17 protein-coding genes are annotated in these 16,597 nt (G+C 40.7%); 11 read left to right on the forward strand and 6 right to left on the reverse strand.

What is annotated here, in order from left to right; genetic code table 11:
• Positions 1-289: 289 nt before the first annotated feature.
• From DSL64_RS03855 to DSL64_RS03880, 5 genes are all read right to left on the reverse strand, one after another.
• Positions 290-1,645, reverse strand: coding sequence for a glycosyltransferase (locus DSL64_RS03855; protein WP_115829336.1), 1,356 nt, complete (start codon positions 1,643-1,645; stop codon positions 290-292).
• 4 nt (positions 1,646-1,649) lie between these two features.
• Positions 1,650-3,851, reverse strand: coding sequence for a peptidase domain-containing ABC transporter (locus tag DSL64_RS03860; protein WP_229216945.1), 2,202 nt, complete (start codon positions 3,849-3,851; stop codon positions 1,650-1,652).
• Between the two features lie 63 nt (positions 3,852-3,914).
• The gene (locus DSL64_RS03865) at positions 3,915-4,436 is read right to left on the reverse strand and encodes a peroxiredoxin family protein (protein WP_115829338.1); all 522 of its coding nucleotides are present in this window, start codon (positions 4,434-4,436) and stop codon (positions 3,915-3,917) included.
• Positions 4,437-5,331: 895 nt separating this feature from the next.
• Positions 5,332-5,529: a hypothetical protein gene (locus tag DSL64_RS03875; RefSeq protein WP_115829340.1), complete on the reverse strand. Its 198-nt coding sequence runs from the start codon at positions 5,527-5,529 to the stop codon at positions 5,332-5,334.
• 76 nt (positions 5,530-5,605) lie between these two features.
• Positions 5,606-5,788 carry a hypothetical protein gene (locus DSL64_RS03880; protein ID WP_115829341.1) on the reverse strand — a complete coding sequence of 61 codons (183 nt, stop codon included), beginning with the start codon at positions 5,786-5,788 and terminating at the stop codon, positions 5,606-5,608.
• A gap of 210 nt (positions 5,789-5,998) precedes the next feature.
• Between DSL64_RS03880 and DSL64_RS03885 the strand changes: the two genes are divergently transcribed.
• From DSL64_RS03885 to DSL64_RS03895, 3 genes are all read left to right on the forward strand, one after another.
• Positions 5,999-6,331 (forward strand): helix-turn-helix domain-containing protein, encoded by a 333-nt coding sequence (locus DSL64_RS03885; RefSeq protein WP_158547868.1) that lies wholly within the window; start codon positions 5,999-6,001, stop codon positions 6,329-6,331.
• Positions 6,332-6,508: 177 nt separating this feature from the next.
• The gene (locus DSL64_RS03890) at positions 6,509-7,285 is read left to right on the forward strand and encodes a glycosyltransferase domain-containing protein (protein WP_115829343.1); all 777 of its coding nucleotides are present in this window, start codon (positions 6,509-6,511) and stop codon (positions 7,283-7,285) included.
• A 344-nt stretch (positions 7,286-7,629) separates the two neighbouring features.
• On the forward strand, positions 7,630-7,824 hold the full coding sequence (locus tag DSL64_RS03895) for a hypothetical protein (RefSeq protein WP_115829344.1): 195 nt from the start codon (positions 7,630-7,632) through the stop codon (positions 7,822-7,824).
• A 75-nt stretch (positions 7,825-7,899) separates the two neighbouring features.
• On the opposite strand, the gene DSL64_RS03900 is transcribed toward DSL64_RS03895, so the two are convergent.
• Positions 7,900-8,430, reverse strand: coding sequence for a transposase (locus DSL64_RS03900; protein ID WP_115829345.1), 531 nt, complete (start codon positions 8,428-8,430; stop codon positions 7,900-7,902).
• Positions 8,431-8,456: 26 nt separating this feature from the next.
• On the opposite strand from DSL64_RS03900, the gene DSL64_RS03905 reads away from it, so the two are divergent.
• The 8 genes from DSL64_RS03905 to DSL64_RS03940 all read left to right on the forward strand — a co-directional run bounded on the left by DSL64_RS03905 (position 8,457) and on the right by DSL64_RS03940 (position 16,226).
• Positions 8,457-9,026 (forward strand): Crp/Fnr family transcriptional regulator, encoded by a 570-nt coding sequence (locus tag DSL64_RS03905; protein WP_115829346.1) that lies wholly within the window; start codon positions 8,457-8,459, stop codon positions 9,024-9,026.
• 857 nt (positions 9,027-9,883) lie between these two features.
• On the forward strand, positions 9,884-10,813 hold the full coding sequence (locus DSL64_RS03910; RefSeq protein WP_147300327.1) for a hypothetical protein: 930 nt from the start codon (positions 9,884-9,886) through the stop codon (positions 10,811-10,813).
• 63 nt (positions 10,814-10,876) lie between these two features.
• Complete coding sequence (locus DSL64_RS03915; protein ID WP_115829348.1) at positions 10,877-11,461, forward strand: RNA polymerase sigma factor; 585 nt, start codon at positions 10,877-10,879, stop codon at positions 11,459-11,461.
• On the forward strand, positions 11,448-12,581 hold the full coding sequence (locus DSL64_RS03920) for a hypothetical protein (RefSeq protein ID WP_115829349.1): 1,134 nt from the start codon (positions 11,448-11,450) through the stop codon (positions 12,579-12,581). The genes DSL64_RS03915 and DSL64_RS03920 overlap by 14 nt, the downstream gene beginning before the upstream one ends.
• A 4-nt stretch (positions 12,582-12,585) precedes the next feature.
• A complete protein-coding gene (locus tag DSL64_RS03925) occupies positions 12,586-13,611 on the forward strand; it encodes a hypothetical protein (RefSeq protein WP_115829350.1) in 1,026 nt (341 codons plus the stop codon).
• Between the two features lie 30 nt (positions 13,612-13,641).
• On the forward strand, positions 13,642-14,085 hold the full coding sequence (locus DSL64_RS03930; protein ID WP_115829351.1) for a hypothetical protein: 444 nt from the start codon (positions 13,642-13,644) through the stop codon (positions 14,083-14,085).
• A 386-nt stretch (positions 14,086-14,471) separates the two neighbouring features.
• Positions 14,472-15,245: an SDR family NAD(P)-dependent oxidoreductase gene (locus tag DSL64_RS03935; RefSeq protein WP_115829352.1), complete on the forward strand. Its 774-nt coding sequence runs from the start codon at positions 14,472-14,474 to the stop codon at positions 15,243-15,245.
• 57 nt (positions 15,246-15,302) lie between these two features.
• Positions 15,303-16,226, forward strand: coding sequence for a helix-turn-helix domain-containing protein (locus tag DSL64_RS03940; RefSeq protein ID WP_310587821.1), 924 nt, complete (start codon positions 15,303-15,305; stop codon positions 16,224-16,226).
• Positions 16,227-16,597 lie beyond the last annotated feature (371 nt).

Here is a 16,597-nt window from a genome sequence, read left to right on the forward strand (position 1 = left end):
TTTTCCGGACAAATCACTGATATACACATCTAAGCTCTTTACTGAGGTGTATGCTGCCCTAAAATTCCACAATACAAAGAGACTATAATACTCGCAAATAATGGGGACAGCAACTAAAATTTCTAAGTTAGTAGTTGATTATGAAAAAAGTACGTGGAAAATTCAGCTCGAGCTTCAAGGCCAAGGCTACCATAGAAGACATCAAAGAAATGAGTATCCTCCAAGACTTAGTTTCTGAGTGACCAAATCCATCCAACCCAGATTTCGGCCTTCTGCGAGTTGGCTGAAATTACTCAATAATCTGTCCTGCAAATGTCTCTTCAAATTTTTGAAGGATTGAATCTTCTGTATAGTTCTTAGCTAAATTGACACTGAACCTATGAAGTCTGTCGTAAAATGATTTGTCATAAATCAAGAGGTTGATTTTTTCTGTGATCTGATCGGCATTGTCCGTCCCAAGTGTGCCTACCAATCCTAATCCGTAGTATGCAATTCGTGCGGCAAATCCAGGCTGGTCCCACCAAATAGGATAAGCAAGCATAGGTACGCGATTGTAAATACTTTCCTTCACAGACTGGGATCCACCATGAGTAATAAATACAGATGTCTTGGATAAAATCATTAGCTGCGGGACATTTTCAAAAAAGTGAATATTTGGAGGTGTCCGCCCTAACTTAGCTGAGTATTCCTTACTCAAACTAACCACAAAAATGTAATCTTTAAGTTTTTTCGCCACATCAATTAGTGAGGTGAAAAATTGATTTATTTGTGATGACTTGTTCGATACGGTATAAACCGTTCCTAGCGAGCAGAAAATAATTTTTGATGTCTGGTCAATCTGATCAAAGAAAGATATGAATGAAGGTTCATAAGTTTCTTTCCTTTCGTGATCTATCACTGATCCAAGGTATTGTTGATAGTGTTGCTTGTGATTGGTAAATTCCAGCTCAAAGGGTGTTGTTATGAGCTCGGGGATGTTGTTGAACCCTACTCTGAAAACTTGTTTGGTACTGATGGAATACTTTAAGGGTATTCCGTTTTTTTTAAATTTATCTTTAATCATAGACAAATTAGACTTTCCCATGAAGATTATTCTGTCTGAGACGTCTTTAAAGAATCTGCGGGCATAGTATCTCTTCCAATGTTTATCGTAATCCGTTGTCTCATCGGGGATAACACAACAATCCAAGGGTAGGGACTTGGGTTGTTGTATGAATGATAGCATTATTTGTATAAATCCAAATTTAATATTATACTTCTTCAGTAACTTATATAGAATAAGAAAGTCGCTCGACTGAAAAGAGTCTAACAATATAATGTCGGGTCTGTGTTCCTCGACTAACTGAAGCATTCTATTCTCTCTGGCGTTGTATAACTTGTCGTATAGCCGATCAATTAAGTTATCCAAATACCCAATCCTGAATTCCTTATTTGTCATATCCATGAAGTTCTCTCCATTCGTAGCAAATGGTAGCCCATCCAAAGATATACATCTGAATCCATTCTTAACTACATATTGATGGATCGGATGTGGTACTGCAAATAAAATACTATACCCCTTTTTGGCCAGAATTCTTGCTAGTCCAAAAGCAGGGTGTATGTGACCCATTGCATTTGGTACAATGAACATTATCTTTTCAGACATAGGACTAACTTGCAGATAGTTGAGATACTTCTGCCCATGAATACCAATATTCACTATACAGATTTGAGGAAATCATTAGCTCCTGGTGAGAACCACTGTAAATCATTCTTCCATTTTCCAAAACATATATCCTTTCACATATATTTTTCAGGGTGTGCAGTCTATGAGTAATAAAGATGACGCCCATATCCCTTTTCAAGAGAGCTAGTAAATCCAAAACGAAACGTTCAGTGTAGCGGTCCATCGAGGATGTAATTTCATCTAGTATCAGTAGTTTCGGTTTACATGCCAAGGCACGGGCAAGGCCGATGATCTGTTTCTGACCTCCCGATAACTTGATTCCATCTTCCCCCAACTCTGTCATTAACCCCTGTGGAAGGCTTTCGAAAAAAGGAAGGAAACCATACTCTTGTAGCATTGTGAAAACCTCCTGTATATCTTGGTTTGAACTACTCAGGCATACATTGAATAACACGTTTCCATTGAAAACATGCACGTTTTGCGGCACCATACATACTGTGTTTCGCCATACATAATCGTCAACTGATGACAGAGGTATCTCATTGTTTATAAAAACGCTCTCAGATTCCGGGATGTAGAACTTATTGATAATTTGACATATCAGACTTTTACCACCTCCATTCTCTCCTACAATAGAAATAATTTCTCCTTTTGATACGCTCAGGCATATATTGTCTAATATTTTTGGCTTTCCAGGAAATCTATACGATAGACTATCTATTTTCAACGATTCAAAATTAAGGTTGGTATTATTCACAACGGCTGGATTTTCGTGAGAGAAAGCAAATTCGTACATACGGTCATACGCAACCTTAGCTTCATTGATAGGTATGCTGATGAGTGCAAGATTGCTTACCACCGGTATCAAAGTTGATGCTGTGGCCAGAATAGCCGTCAGTTCGCCGACTTTAATCATTCCCGATTGCACTTCGTAGATTGAAATTGACAAAACCGTCGCTATAAAAAAAACTGCTATCAATCCTGCAATATTGGATATACTGATTTTTATAATACCGGACCGATACAACATATCCTGGTAGGTGGTATACAGGTTATCATTTAAATTATAAAAAAGCTGTTTTCTCTTTGCTGTCTGAATATCAGCAATTCCTAGAAGGGTATTGATATAGCTGCTTTCACTGGTAGACTTGGTTGTCATAACATTCGACTGTGCCTGAACAACCTTGTCGTTTCTGGAGCTGATTAGGTAATAGTAAAGTGGTAGCACAATCACACAGACAATACCTATTACCCATTGATAATAGAACAACAGACCGATAGATGAAATAAGTAGAAAAACGTCAATGAGTATATTGCCAGCAATGTACGTTGTTGTATTGGAGATTCGTGCTGTATCATTTAGCCTGGTGATAAAGTCACCTATTTTTCGACTATCGAAAAATGACTTCGGAAGATTAAGTAGTTTGTTATAAAATGAAATATTTAATTTGGTTGCGAGCTCTTTGTGCTGCCTTAACAGTAAATACTGTCTTAATGCTGATATGCCTACTCTAGTGAAAAGAATGAGAATCAGCAAGGTTGTGGATATAATTATTTTATTTAAATCTTTAGAAGGGAGTATTTTATCTATCAGTTGCTGAGAGTATATGGCCATGGAAAGGCTCAATATCGCTCCGACCAGTCCAATTAAGGCACTGACAAATAGGATTGTGTAGTCATCTTTGAGTAGTTCTAGAAACCACTGTCTCTTTTGTTTATTGATATTGTCAGTTTTTGTGAAATCAGTTGTTAATTCCAAAGTCAGGCATATTCGTGATTTCCAAACACGAAGCAAATCCTGTTCTGAGTATTGTTTCAAACCAGATTCAGGATCACCGATCATATAAAGATTGACATTATCAACATTACTGGACGACTTTCCGTAAAACACTATGTAATGCTGCTGACCGCTTTCCAAAGCTACATGTAGAATCACTGGCTTTCCATGTTCGAGCAGACTATTAAAGTCTGCTTGACAGCCTTCCGCTTCGAAACCTGACTTTATCGCCGCCTCTTTTAGACCAAGCATCGATGTACCGTAAATATCTGTACCGGATAATCTGCGGATCTGCTCAAATGTGCTATCACCCCCATAGAAGCGAATTAAAGAGATCAAGCATGCAACTCCGCAATCTTTTTGATCATGCTGGCGTGTAAATGTTTTATTTAAAATTGATTCATTCACTGTAGGGCAGATTAATCTATGATAGTTTATATTTACATATTTAGCCTCAAATAAGCTACGTCTTTATTGGGTTATAGAAGCAGCAACTATTCTTATGTCCGTTTGACCGATGAATTTTTTAACTAGCACACCTTTATGGTTGTATACATATATGGTAGGGGTGACATTCAACCCCATGATATCTCTGGCGTTTTTAGGTGATATTGTTGCAAACATTAGATTCGGAATCATGTCGGTGAGGTTTGATTCACTATTGAAATGATTAACTACATCGGCATCTTCGCTGGAAAGCATCAATATTTTCGTTCCATTTAACTTGGGAAAGTTTGCTTTTAGATCATTAATTTCTTTATTGCAATGTTCGCATGTTGAGTCAAAATAAAATATTAATAAACCTTTGCCTTTGGACCATAATTGAAGGTTTATCTTTGCACCATTTGTATCTTTTATATTCAAGTTTGGAATGGTTTCCAACATCTCATTGGAAAGTTGTCTCTGGTTTACTTTTATGATAGTCTGCCATAGCATAACAACGGTTGCTGCGCAAACTATCATAAATATGCAGATGATTACTTTCTTAGTCATTTATGTCCGTAGGTAATTGATAAAAACATTACCGATACTATCCATAATACTAGTCCTGATCCATAGCTAGTTAGGACGATTTCAAGGGATTTGGATAAGTTCATATTTACTATTTTCCTAATTCCGTAAGCGAGAATAATCCAATATAGAATTTCAAAAATGTTTAATACCTGTAATGGGTATATAAGCCAATTCTCCAGAAGAACAGGGTCGAAAATATGGATTGCAGATAATGGGTAAAAAAAATGAATATCTTTTATACTGTAATCTATATTAACGAAATGAAACCATAATATTTTAATTACAGAAGGAATAAAGAAAATGAACTCAGCTTTCATTACGAGTGAAAACACTCGCTCGAAATCAAATCTGTCGCAATAGAAATATACTCCCAGACTTAAGCATACACTAACAAATAATAACTTGACTAATAGTATTAAAGGCATTATCAGGTATGGCACCCAAATCCACTTTCTCTCGGATTCAATAATAGATGCTATCTGATTGTAAGAGAACTGGTCTGAGAGGGACTTGAAGTATAAATTTTCAGATATGAGGAAATATTTCGTTAAGAATATAGTCGTTACCACTGACACGATCAGCATAAGAAATAGCGTTTTCTTATCTAGATGTATATCCATTCTAATTTCCCTATTCTGTTTTTCGATAATGTTTGAAATAAATCGAAACCAGGAGTATTAAAATAATAAAGAAGAGTCCGATATATAAAGGTGTTACATTCCCCCTTTCTGAAACCGGCTTTTGATAGTCTCTAATTATAAATACGGCCATCAGCAACAGACCCGATATTGCTGTTAGATTGTTTTTTAGGTATCTCATCTGATTATTCGTTTAATTAACTCGCTTGAAGTACTACTTCAAACGAGTTAAAATGTTATGCACAATAAATCGCTAACCCAGCTCCGGCGACCGCCGCTATCAGTCCGACAGTTCCTCCGGTTGCTACCGTTACAATTCCAAAATATGTTAAGCCAGCTGTTCCGACGCCCACACCGCCAAGAAAAGCCCCTGCGTTTGTGCAGAATCCACCTCCTTGTACAATTTCTAACTCACTGATTGGTAGTGTTTTCATGATTTTTTAAGTTATAGTTTACTTTATAAGTTATAGTTTACTTTATATAGGTATTCTAGCTTATTGATAACATATTTTATCCACACCCACCGCCGAAATACAATGCTGCCCCAAATCCACCGATCACAATCCCTAGTGGTGCAGCAATGATTGAAGTAGAAAGTGCGGTTCCCATGCCAATCATCGTCCATGTAACGGTATCACATCGTGCATCTCCCGCACGCGTTTGCTCTAATTCCTGTAGTCGTAGTTTTCTCATGTTTTTTGTGTTGAGGTTTACAAATTAATATTTTATAAGTGCAAATTAAACATCATATTATTTAAAAACATCTGTTTTTCGCTGGTAAATAACTAGTATAGTGATATAATTAACTTGAAAAATTATTTAATTGATTTTTTTATTGTTTACATGACAATTATTATTAACCTTCGTATCTGTGATTGGCAAACTATTACTATACACAGCAGGATGAAGAAATTACCTATTGGAGACAATATAAGGCTTGTTAGAAATCGCCTCGGTTATTCGCAAGAATATGTTGCAGAACGGTTAGGAATCTCTAAGCAGCGCTACAGACAATTGGAAAACGAGGATCAGAAGTCACTTACAATAGGGAGGATTCTCGAGATTGCAATAATCTTGCAGACAGATATAGAAACCCTGTTTAGTATCCATAGAATTAAATTCAAAAATGAAGATGTAGATATGCAACCTACTGAAAGTCAGTTGGATGAGTTGCTGTATCTGATTAAAGACCAAAAAGTTCTTATAGATGACATTCACAAGAATATGAAAAGTTAACTCTTGTGCGGATTTATTTCGTCCGTGCATTCAGATGACTAGTTACACCAGCTTTTTGTTTTGATAGGTTGTATCACGGGCCCAGGTGTTCTACTGGGTGTTGGGAATTCTAAAAAAACACAACCGAAGGATCGACCATCTGACTAATTCATACATTCATTATTATACTTTTCACAAATGATTAAAGTAGTTTGCTGTATTTCTGATTTCGGTGTGGCTGGTTACAGAAATGGTTTAAGCTATTCATGCAGGCGTTTTAAAATTAATCTTACAACTTTATTCCACAGTGATTTATGGCATAGTCATCGTTTGAAGGACAGTAGTCTGAAGTTATTCTTGCAGTCACAGCCCGCGGAGCAGATTGTTTTATTCACTGATGGTTACGACACCCTGTTTCTAGCTAGGGAAATGGATATCTATATCAAGTATTTACAGTTGTCTCCGAATAGGGATATTGTAGTGTCTGCAGAAACAAACTGCTATCCCGATGAAAATCTTGCAAGCGTATATCCGAATACTGTGGGTAGTTATCGGTTTTTAAATTCAGGAGGTATCATCGGGCCCGCTGCGAAATTGCTTTCTGCTCTTAATGAAATTGATTCCATTAAACATCTGGAGGATGATAAATACGCATGGAGCAACCAGTACCTATGGTCGAAATTGTATCTTAATAGGTCGGTCCCAATGATTGTAGATCATCAGTGCGAGATATTCCAGACATTCTCAAACGACTTAAAAAGCGCACATGCCTTCGCATTAGCATCAAAGGAAGGTAAAACGGAGCTGGTTAGTCGGTTAATAGAAGATGAACGTGTCAGAATTGATGCTAACTTTGAAATTAAAGACAGTGCGATTAGTAACTTGGAGACAAACACTAGACCTTTACATTTGCATTTTAACGGGCCAATCATGAAGTTCATGATGTTTCTTGATCCATTTAGAGCCTTGATATAGCTTACATAACTAGCAGTGTTTACATGTAAGAGAGTTAGTAAAGAAAGTATGAGTAGAGGTGCTTACTATTACAGAGTTTCAACAAGTAATCATCAATGCGGTAAATATTTTACGATAGGCGCTTCCCGGTAGTACATGATAAAATAATAGCTTCCTGGGGTGGCCCAAAAAGCGGCACACATTTTTGCACATCGTGATGCAAGTTGACATACAAAAAAACCGGTTAAAATTCTAAGGAGTTCTAATGCTGATTTTAAGCAGGAAGTGATAAGGATGCTGGCATCAGGTAGAATTACAAAGGAAATCTCCGAAGCGTTTGGAACTGCCGACAATCTTCTCCAACGTTGGAAGAGAATGGCAACAAAAATATAAAATCGACTCTTGGAGAAAATGGCAAGGAGAAGTCGGCGAAGATGGACACAGAAGTTGCTAAATTACGTGCTGAAAATGCGTGCTTAAAAGCCGAGCGCGAAATTTTAAAAAAGGCCTTAGGTCTACCATACAACTTCTCAAGCCGCAACGTCTTTCTGGCGTTTTAAAACCCTTTCCAGATTCGCTATTTTTGTTTGTCTATATTTTTCTTTGTATTCTTCGTAATCGAATGGAGTAAAAGGTTACTTATATCTAACCATACGGTAGTAGATAATTGCAATTTTTCTTGCCGTAGCGACAATTGCATATTTATGACCACCTTTTGATCTCATTCTTCTAAAATAGTCACCTAGCCAATTGCTACTGGATAACAAGCTGTTGGCCGCCATGCGAAAAGCTTGTGAGGCTAAGTTAGCTTTTTTGGATAACAATTTGCTACTGATTAGTTTACCGCCAGAGACTTTTCGGTTTGGACACAGATTTAACCAACTCACAAATTTTTCTTCCGTTGCCCACTTACTCAAATCTGTTCCTGTTTCACCTAACACCTCCAATGCAACCGTAGAACTTATACCGTATACATCGGTCCCAAGAATACCTTTTAAATATTTCCTGGTATTAAACGCGAAAAATGCATCTGATCCGGTCGTTGTCGCCAGATTGATAAAAAAAGGAATTGAGGCTAAATTTCCAAAAACGAGGTACACAGGAGCTTCTGGTGCTAAATTGATGTTATTTTTGAAAACAATGCTCTCGGACAGAATGTTTGACAAACTGGTGATGAGCCAGATGAAATAAGATGGAAACAGTAATCAACTATCTGCTGCAGTTCGGAAACCTCAACCAGCAGCAGATCAACTTTATGACGAAAAAGGGTAAGGCTTTAGAACTTACCAAAGAGGATTACTTTTCTGAAGCGGGAAAGATTGCAAAACAAGTCGGGGTTATCCTGGAAGGTATCCTGAGGGTCTGTTACTACAATAACAAAGGCGAAGATGTTACCAAATATTTCATAGACGAAAATAATTTTGTTGTGGATCTGGACAGTTTTGATAACCAGATCCTCTCATCCGAGTATGTGCAGGCCGTTACGAACTGCAAACTCATCGTTTTTTCCAAGCATGATTGGGAAGACATTTCTGCTACCATCATAGGCTGGGAAAGTATCATAACCAAAATCGTCAAAAAATCCCTGTTTCAAAAGATTGAAAGGCGCAGTCCCCTGGTTTCTGAAGATGCTACTACGCGTTATCTTGCCTTCATGGAAAAATTTCCGGAAATGGCAAACCGCATCCCGCTTTCCTACCTGGCATCTTATCTGGGTGTTACGCAATCGTCGCTGAGCCGGATAAGAAAAAGCATTCGCTGAGAACGCGTGGTAAAGTGCTTAACATTGCTGTATTGTACTGATATGATTTTTGATACGAGACTTTTTGATCAATAAAACAAGAAGCATAAACAAATCGTCAGTTGCATTCGTTAACATCGGGGTGTAGAAAAAGAGTCCTGGATGCAAGGCCGGGTCATTACTGTTAAGGTGATGTAACAATCTTACTGATAATTAGACAAGGTTACCTGTAGCAAAAGGTATTCTATGGCATAGATGCGGCAGCAGGTTGTACTGTCCGCTTTGTCTGCCCCTTGCTTTTACAAACGCATTGTTTCTGATTCTATAGCTCACTGACACAAGTCGGTAAGCAGACCTGAAGCACATCGGCATTTTTCAAACCTGATGATAGAAGGTAACGGTACAATTGAACTACTGATAGGGTATATAATCAGCTGGCTTCTTTTATGACTTAGCAGGTTAGAAGCCCGCAATTGCTCCTGGTGGTCTCCATTTGTAAATCTGTACTATCTTGCCCATTCGCCCAATACGGCAGCTTTTCGAATTAGCCCGACTTGCACACGGTTGGTTCATGTTAAACGTTAGGTTGATTCCACAGCATTTTTAGCTCTCCAGGGTGGTCTGTTTCGCCCGGAACATGTCGTCAGCTTAAATCTTACTTATCTGGTCAGTTAAACAGGTCATCGTCATTCTACTTTATTCTAAACGATCAATGACTTCATCATTACATCAGCCGATTGTTGATATCAGATCAGTTCAGAATAATTTTTTTTTCAGCCGTGCATCGTATCAGTATTTCACCTGTGTCTTAGGAGTAGATAATGGCAATACTATCTGTTATAATCTGTGTATAAGCCAACTTTCGCACGAGAATCCTGATGAAAACAGTACTTTTTTATTTAATGACCATATTGTCCGTCGGGCTTCTGTCCTGCGATAGAGTGGAGGGCCTGCAGCCGGAAGAGGGAGAGATTTCGAAAGCAACTGCTGCGCTTATTGCTGACCGCTTCCCGGATGCGGCGAACGTGACATTCAGGACCATCGATAAAGACCGGTTATGGGAAGCACGTTTCGAACAGGGTGCTGTTTCTTATTATGCAGGGCTGCAAACTGATAAAATCCTGGCGGTGCACCGGCTTCTGGGTAGCAGTGTCCCGGATTCGGTAGACCGGATTATACGCAGTAACATTCCTGTGGCCAGGACGGGCCAGTTGTCAGATTACCGCCAGGAACTGTTCATTGAGGGTGATACCGAAACCTCCCGCTACAGGGCTATGCTGTCTGTTGACGGAAATGAATACCTGGTCAAATGGAATTTTAACAGTAGTGCTTCCAATGGAAAAACCAGGGTTCAGATCGCCATGCATGAATACTCTATTTTCGAATTTGATACAGATGTTCGTACTGAGCCGTTACCGCCGGCATTGAAGGCTTTTCAGGACCGGACACAATACGTCGTGGTAAAATTAAAAACGAAGGTACTGGATGTAAATAAAATGCACTTCCATTTCGTGCCGGAAAACCGCGATGCAGCCATGATTCTGGACAGTGAAGGCGTTCTGATTGGTTCATATAACTTTATAGAAGGGTATAATTCATTTGATGAACTTCCGCTTTTGTTACAGGTCAGATTAAAATATTTCGGCACACAGAATTACCAGACATCGGTATTCAGCGGCAAATTCCAGGAAGACAATAACACAGGTTACCGTATACTGACCTGGTCAGATACGGTAACCGCTGATTTTTTCTTCGACCAGAACGGTGGGTGGCCGTCATTTAGCTACGCACTTGCTGTTAATTTATGAAAGGAGGAATTGTAGGATGACTCTCCTGATTTGTGATCACCAGAATGGGGCTGCCTTTAGCTGATGAAGTTTTTTTTGAACAGAAAATATAACGATGTAACTGAATTGGTAAGAGCCTGCCAGAGGCTGGACCCAAAGGCGCAGACAATATTCTATGACCGTTACAAGTCGGAGCTGACCGCTATCTGCAGCCGTTATGCAAAAACAAAGGCAGAAGCGGAGGATATCTATCAGGAATCGTTTATTAAAGTTTTCAATAACCTCTCAGAAGTAGCAGATCCCAACGCTATTGATGCATGGATCAAGTCAATCGTTGTCCGCACGGCAATTAATTACTACCATCGGACAACTAAAAACGAACTGCGTTCTACAGGTCCTGAAGACCATGTAGCATCTATCGAATCTGACGACTACGAGCGGATCATTGAAACAATGCGGCTGAATGATCTCAGAGATATTATCGGCAAACTGCCTGATGGTTACAGGATCATCATTAACCTGCACTTGATAGACGGATACTCGCATGTTGAAATTGCAGAAATGTTAAACATCTCTGACAGTACGTCCCGGTCACAATTTTATCGCGGACGCAACCTGTTGATCAGAAAGTTACAGCAATACGGCATTAATAGTTATGAAATACCCTGATGACCAGATAAATGAGCGGTTGCGCAAAGCGCTGCTTGCCAGATTAAGCCAGATTGAAGACCAGCCGGATCCGGCCCTGGCAAGGATCGTATTGGCTTCGGTCGCACCTGGAAACCGGATGGCCCAACAGGCCCGATGGATTCTTACGGCGCTGTTTGTTCTGCTTTTTTCCATATCACTTTATGATCCGAAATTGCCAGCCAGAGTGCTCAGCAGAGATGCATCATATGTCCCGGTAAATCCTGAAAGTATCTATGCCAAAGGAGAAAATCAGCCAAGGGGAGGCATTATCCCATCAGCACAGAAAGAGACACTGTCTCACAGGCCGCCTGCAAACAGTGTTGTCACAGCCACGGCAGATCTGGAAAAATCCGTCACGGGGACTTTTTCTTCTTCGCCCTATAATCCGGGCGCCGGACTTGCGGCAATGGATGATTTGAAGCTTCTGGAAAGCCGCCCGGCTGTGCCTTTTGAAGGGATTCCTCTTCCGGAGATTGAATCAGTTCATCAGAGCCGGCGTACTCCTGCCTTAAAACAAAGGTGGGGTCTGGTATTGGGTTTTACCCCGATGAACACCTCCCATCTGGTCAGAATTAACTCTGCCAATCATCCGGGATATCAGAATTTTAATTTCCCGGAGAATTTTTCGTCGCGGAAAATTGCATGGAAAGTCCAGGCTGGTGCAGAGTATAAAGGCTTTCAGCTATTGCTTCATTATGCCCGTGTAAAGCAGATCTTTGAATACGAACTTGCTACTGACGAGTTCGTTCTGGATGCACAGAAAAACCCGCTTCGTAAAGGGATAGAAAAACAACTTGATCAAACTCTTGAATTTGCAGGCCTGGGGATCAAAAAGAACATTGACCTGACAGCCGCCGGACTTAAAAATTATTTTGTTAATGCGGGCCTTGATTATTCAAGGGAACTGACCTCTAAACAAAATGCTTTCTGGGTAACAGTAAGTGCGGGCCGCCAGGTCAGGCTTCACCAGAACACTTATCTGATGATAGGGCCATATGCTGAGTATTCGCTCAACAGGTTAAATACCAGCGAAAGAGGTTTTCAGCTTCAGCCGTATCAGGTAGGTTTTTCGTTTAATCTCAAACATAAAATCAATTAGCCATATGTTTTCCACTCTGTTCAATCCGGTCCGCGTACTCATTTTTCCATTGTTTGCTGCCTGCGTTTTTTCCTGTAGCCGCAGCAAGGATATCCCACCCTCTGAAATCACAGAAATTAACCCGACGACAGCTTTTGAAATTTATGATTCTCTGACCTCTGCAGAGGGAACAGTGATTAAAAATATGCAAATCGACCGCACGGTTTATACCTATAACGGGGATTATCCGCCCGTTTCCTATAAGATCAAATCGGTTTACAGCTACGAATATGACCAGAAAAGCCGGCTGGTCAAATGTGTCTATAACGCTGACGATTACCGAAGAACCAGGACCACACAACTGGAGTACGGCCTGGACGGCTTGATCAGCAAGGTGACAATGAATTGGTATACCCCTCAGGGCACACCGGGCAAAGATATGGTATGGATTTTCAGAAAGGAAAACGGGGTCTCTAAAATTACGCCTGCCGGAACCTCCGTACCGTTTTTCCCACCTGTGAACCCGGCCAATGATGACTATAAAAATCTTGTGATGATCGGCGCTGACAATAAGATCATCCAGATGGGAGGTACAGAGAATGGATTTATGAGTAACTATTCTTCATTCAGCTACGACAATGAGAACAATATCAAGCAAATCATCTTCAGTTCGGTAACCACAGAGGGACAGCAACTGCATATCCCTTCCCTGGCAGGATTGGAATATACCAAATACGTCCGCTCACCATTTACTTCTTCCAGCTTTGCACTGGTGCATCATTTTACACAATATTCCGGCTTTAGTCCGTCAAGCGATATGCTGGACTTTGGTGTGAATATGCCTGTCAAAACATATACACACGAAATTATCAGAGAAGAGAGCCCTTCAAGCCGTTTCGGCTACCGCTATGGCAAGAGCGACTATGATTTTCATTATGACTTTGTATACCGTTATAATTTAAAAAAGTTTCCGGTCTCCGCTGTAAAAAAAGCCGGATATGCAGGAAAACAGGTCGCGTATGTGGATTCTATCCACTTTCAATATCAATGAATTATCCGAATAACCTGTCCCTGAATCAATATGAAATCCTGGATGTTTTCCGCTTTGGTGCCTTTGGTATTTGCATGCTCTAAACGTAACGTGATTTTACCGGATGCTTTACTGTCAGTACATCCTGTCTTCAGGGATTCTACGGCCCGGCACCGTCAGGGATACAATCTGGCGAATGGAGATCATATACCATACGACAAGCAAAACTTGTTTCTGAAGCAATATCTGACTGAACACCTGGATTCTCTGGGCTTTATCCCGGCAGATTCCAGCCTTGGACGTATTGTCAGGATTGTACAAAACTCAAAATCATTCAAGCCGCTTCCATTACCCATTAAGGTACTACCATTCTCAGAGTTTGGATATGTGAAAACAAAGGGCGGGAAGATAATTGCTTATGCAATGCATACCAATTGTTTTCACGATTTCACCAATAACAGGAGCTACGTGCCTGAGCAAGATACGCTGCGATGAAAGTGGTTTGAGTTATTATTTGATCCTATTGTCAGGTTGAATTCATAATTTAGTCCATACGATCGATTTTGTGAATGTCATTTCTCGGGCCGTAATTGTCAGGTTATCGCCGTTCATTATCAACTCGCAATCAGCTTTTGTGCTGCTACCGGGTTCGAAAATTTTTCCCTTCCAACAACTATCTGTAAATTGGACATTTTCAATTATTTTCTCCATTGATTCCTCAACGGCTCCTGTAAACCCTTTACAGCAGTGAGGATCATACAAGCAGGTTTATAGAACTATACAGAATCCTCCCTCCCTCGATTTGGATACAACATTTCCTGTTTTGGCTACAAAGATCGGATCGCTATCGTGGAATTTTGCTGTGTAAAAATTAAAATGATATGCAGACAGAAACAAAGAAAGTCGCAATGGTGACAGGAGCCAATACAGGCGTGGGATACCAGATTGCCAAATCGCTTGCCGAAAATGGCTATACAGTTTACGTTGGTGCCAGAAACATCGACAAAGGGGTGATCGCTGCTACTGAGATTGGAGAACAGTCAAAAGCAATTCAACTGGATGTTACCGATGCCAGGTCCATCGATGCAGCAGTAAAACAGATTGAAGGCGAAGCCGGATACCTCACGCTGCTGGTCAATAATGCAGCTATTTCGCATGCGGGCACACCTGAGCGCACCATGCAGGAGGTTCTTGGAGCTCAGCGGGCCAGTATTGCACCGATCGACGAAATGAAAATAGTCTGGGAAACGAATGTGTTTGGTACGCTTGCCGCTACGCAAGCCTTTTTACCTCTGTTAAGGAGGGCTGAAAAAGCACGAATTGTTACCGTGTCGAGCGCTTTGGGCTCGCTCACTTTGAATGCCAACCCGACTAACCCATACCGTTCAGCATTCGATGCCGTTTATGGCGCATCTAAAACTGCGCTTAATGGCGTTTTCCTTTCGCTTGCCATTGATTTGGCGGATACAAATATTAAAGTACACCTGGTGAGTCCTGGTTTTACGGCAACGGCTCTGAATAATTTCCAGGGAACAGATACGGTAGAGCAGGGATCTATAGAGCCCATAAGGGTGGCCTTGTCAGAAGACCTCCCGACAGGAAGTTTTACAGGGCCGGCTCATTATGCCGGAGCAGACAAAGCTGTTCCCTGGTGATAGTAAAAGGCTAAAAACCTGTGGCTGGAAACATTCACAGGTTTTTGGTATATTTATATGATGAAAAGTAAGGAAGACAAATTGATACGGTTCATAACGATATCGGAAACGCATCAGGCTTTCGGCTTGCCCAAGCCCCAGCATCCTTTAATCAGCCTTGTCCATTTCAACGAGCATAATCCTTTCAATACAGGCATGGCTCCAATCTACGATGTGCTTAGCTTTTATAAGATCACCTTCATCACCGACAACAACGGAAAGTTGAAGTATGGACGGGATTATTATGATTACGATGAAGGAAGCATGCTGTTTCTTGCGCCTAACCAGCTGGTGGGCAGTACAGACTATAACAGCAGGACCTATTGTTATATCCTGCTCATACACCCGGATTTTTTACTGGGTCATCCTTTGGCAGGCAAAATCAGGCAATACGGTTATTTCGCTTATTCAGCCAATGAGGCACTGCATTTATCCGACACAGAAAAGGAAAATATCCTTTCTATTTACCGGAACATGGAAAAGGAACTGGGCAGCCGTGTGGACGAATTCAGTCAGGAGCTCATGATTGCGCATATCGAATTGCTGTTAAGTTATGTCAACCGCTACTACAAACGCCAGTTTGTTACCCGAAAGGTAGCCAACGATGATATCCTGTCGAAGACAGAAGCGATACTGGATAATTATCTGAACAGCCGGCAGTCCCTGCATGACGGGGTTCCTACAGTTCAGTTTCTTTCTGAAAAACTGAACCTGTCGCCCGGTTACCTGAGCGATATGCTCCGTTCACTGATCGGGCTCAATGCGCAGCAGTATATCCATGAAAAACTAATCGAGAAAGCAAAGGAGAGGCTGACCACAACGCAGTTAAGTATGTCCGAAATCGCCTATGAGCTCGGATTTGAGCATTCGCAAAGCTTCAGTAAGCTATTTAAAAACAAAACCAATCAATCTCCGCTGGAATTTAGGGCATCATTCAGCTAAAGGCTTGATTATCGTTGGCAGTTGGCCGATACTATGGACGAAAAGCCATTAGAAATAGCTCCTTTAAAACACAGAATTAAATTAGGATTAATCGTTCGGTCTGCCCGCGTCATTCGTGAACACAGCTACACCCGGGCAATGTTTCTGCCGGGCCCGGAGTTTTACTGTGAAAACCGAGAGGGGAGCCCTTAGCCCAAACAGCATCAGACAGACCGGGAAAAAACATTTACAAGGTGCCGTTTCTCAAGCATACTTGCAAAACGAGGATAATCATATACCCCTCCATAGCATTAAACTGGTACTTCCGCATTTGAATAATGCCACGCTGGAGTTTGCCAAAACGCAGGAATGTAAAACGGGAGTCTCAAATG

Origin of the sequence: Dyadobacter luteus (assembly GCF_003383615.1) — a bacterium.
GTDB lineage: Bacteria > Bacteroidota > Bacteroidia > Cytophagales > Spirosomataceae > Dyadobacter > Dyadobacter luteus.

What these genes read in the sequence shown, in the direction of transcription:
- DSL64_RS03930 (WP_115829351.1), top strand. Translation starts at nt 13,642, where the DNA reads ATGAAATCCTGGATGTTTTCCGCTTTGGTGCCTTTGGTATTTGCATGC.
- DSL64_RS03880 (WP_115829341.1), bottom strand. Translation starts at nt 5,788, where the DNA reads ATGAGAAAACTACGACTACAGGAATTAGAGCAAACGCGTGCGGGAGAT.
- DSL64_RS03910 (WP_147300327.1), top strand. Translation starts at nt 9,884, where the DNA reads ATGAAAACAGTACTTTTTTATTTAATGACCATATTGTCCGTCGGGCTT.
- DSL64_RS03885 (WP_158547868.1), top strand. Translation starts at nt 5,999, where the DNA reads ATGAAGAAATTACCTATTGGAGACAATATAAGGCTTGTTAGAAATCGC.
- DSL64_RS03925 (WP_115829350.1), top strand. Translation starts at nt 12,586, where the DNA reads ATGTTTTCCACTCTGTTCAATCCGGTCCGCGTACTCATTTTTCCATTG.
- DSL64_RS03865 (WP_115829338.1), bottom strand. Translation starts at nt 4,436, where the DNA reads ATGACTAAGAAAGTAATCATCTGCATATTTATGATAGTTTGCGCAGCA.
- DSL64_RS03920 (WP_115829349.1), top strand. Translation starts at nt 11,448, where the DNA reads ATGAAATACCCTGATGACCAGATAAATGAGCGGTTGCGCAAAGCGCTG.
- DSL64_RS03915 (WP_115829348.1), top strand. Translation starts at nt 10,877, where the DNA reads ATGAAGTTTTTTTTGAACAGAAAATATAACGATGTAACTGAATTGGTA.
- DSL64_RS03890 (WP_115829343.1), top strand. Translation starts at nt 6,509, where the DNA reads ATGATTAAAGTAGTTTGCTGTATTTCTGATTTCGGTGTGGCTGGTTAC.
- DSL64_RS03940 (WP_310587821.1), top strand. Translation starts at nt 15,303, where the DNA reads ATGATGAAAAGTAAGGAAGACAAATTGATACGGTTCATAACGATATCG.
- DSL64_RS03935 (WP_115829352.1), top strand. Translation starts at nt 14,472, where the DNA reads ATGCAGACAGAAACAAAGAAAGTCGCAATGGTGACAGGAGCCAATACA.
- DSL64_RS03855 (WP_115829336.1), bottom strand. Translation starts at nt 1,645, where the DNA reads ATGTCTGAAAAGATAATGTTCATTGTACCAAATGCAATGGGTCACATA.
- DSL64_RS03875 (WP_115829340.1), bottom strand. Translation starts at nt 5,529, where the DNA reads ATGAAAACACTACCAATCAGTGAGTTAGAAATTGTACAAGGAGGTGGA.
- DSL64_RS03905 (WP_115829346.1), top strand. Translation starts at nt 8,457, where the DNA reads ATGGAAACAGTAATCAACTATCTGCTGCAGTTCGGAAACCTCAACCAG.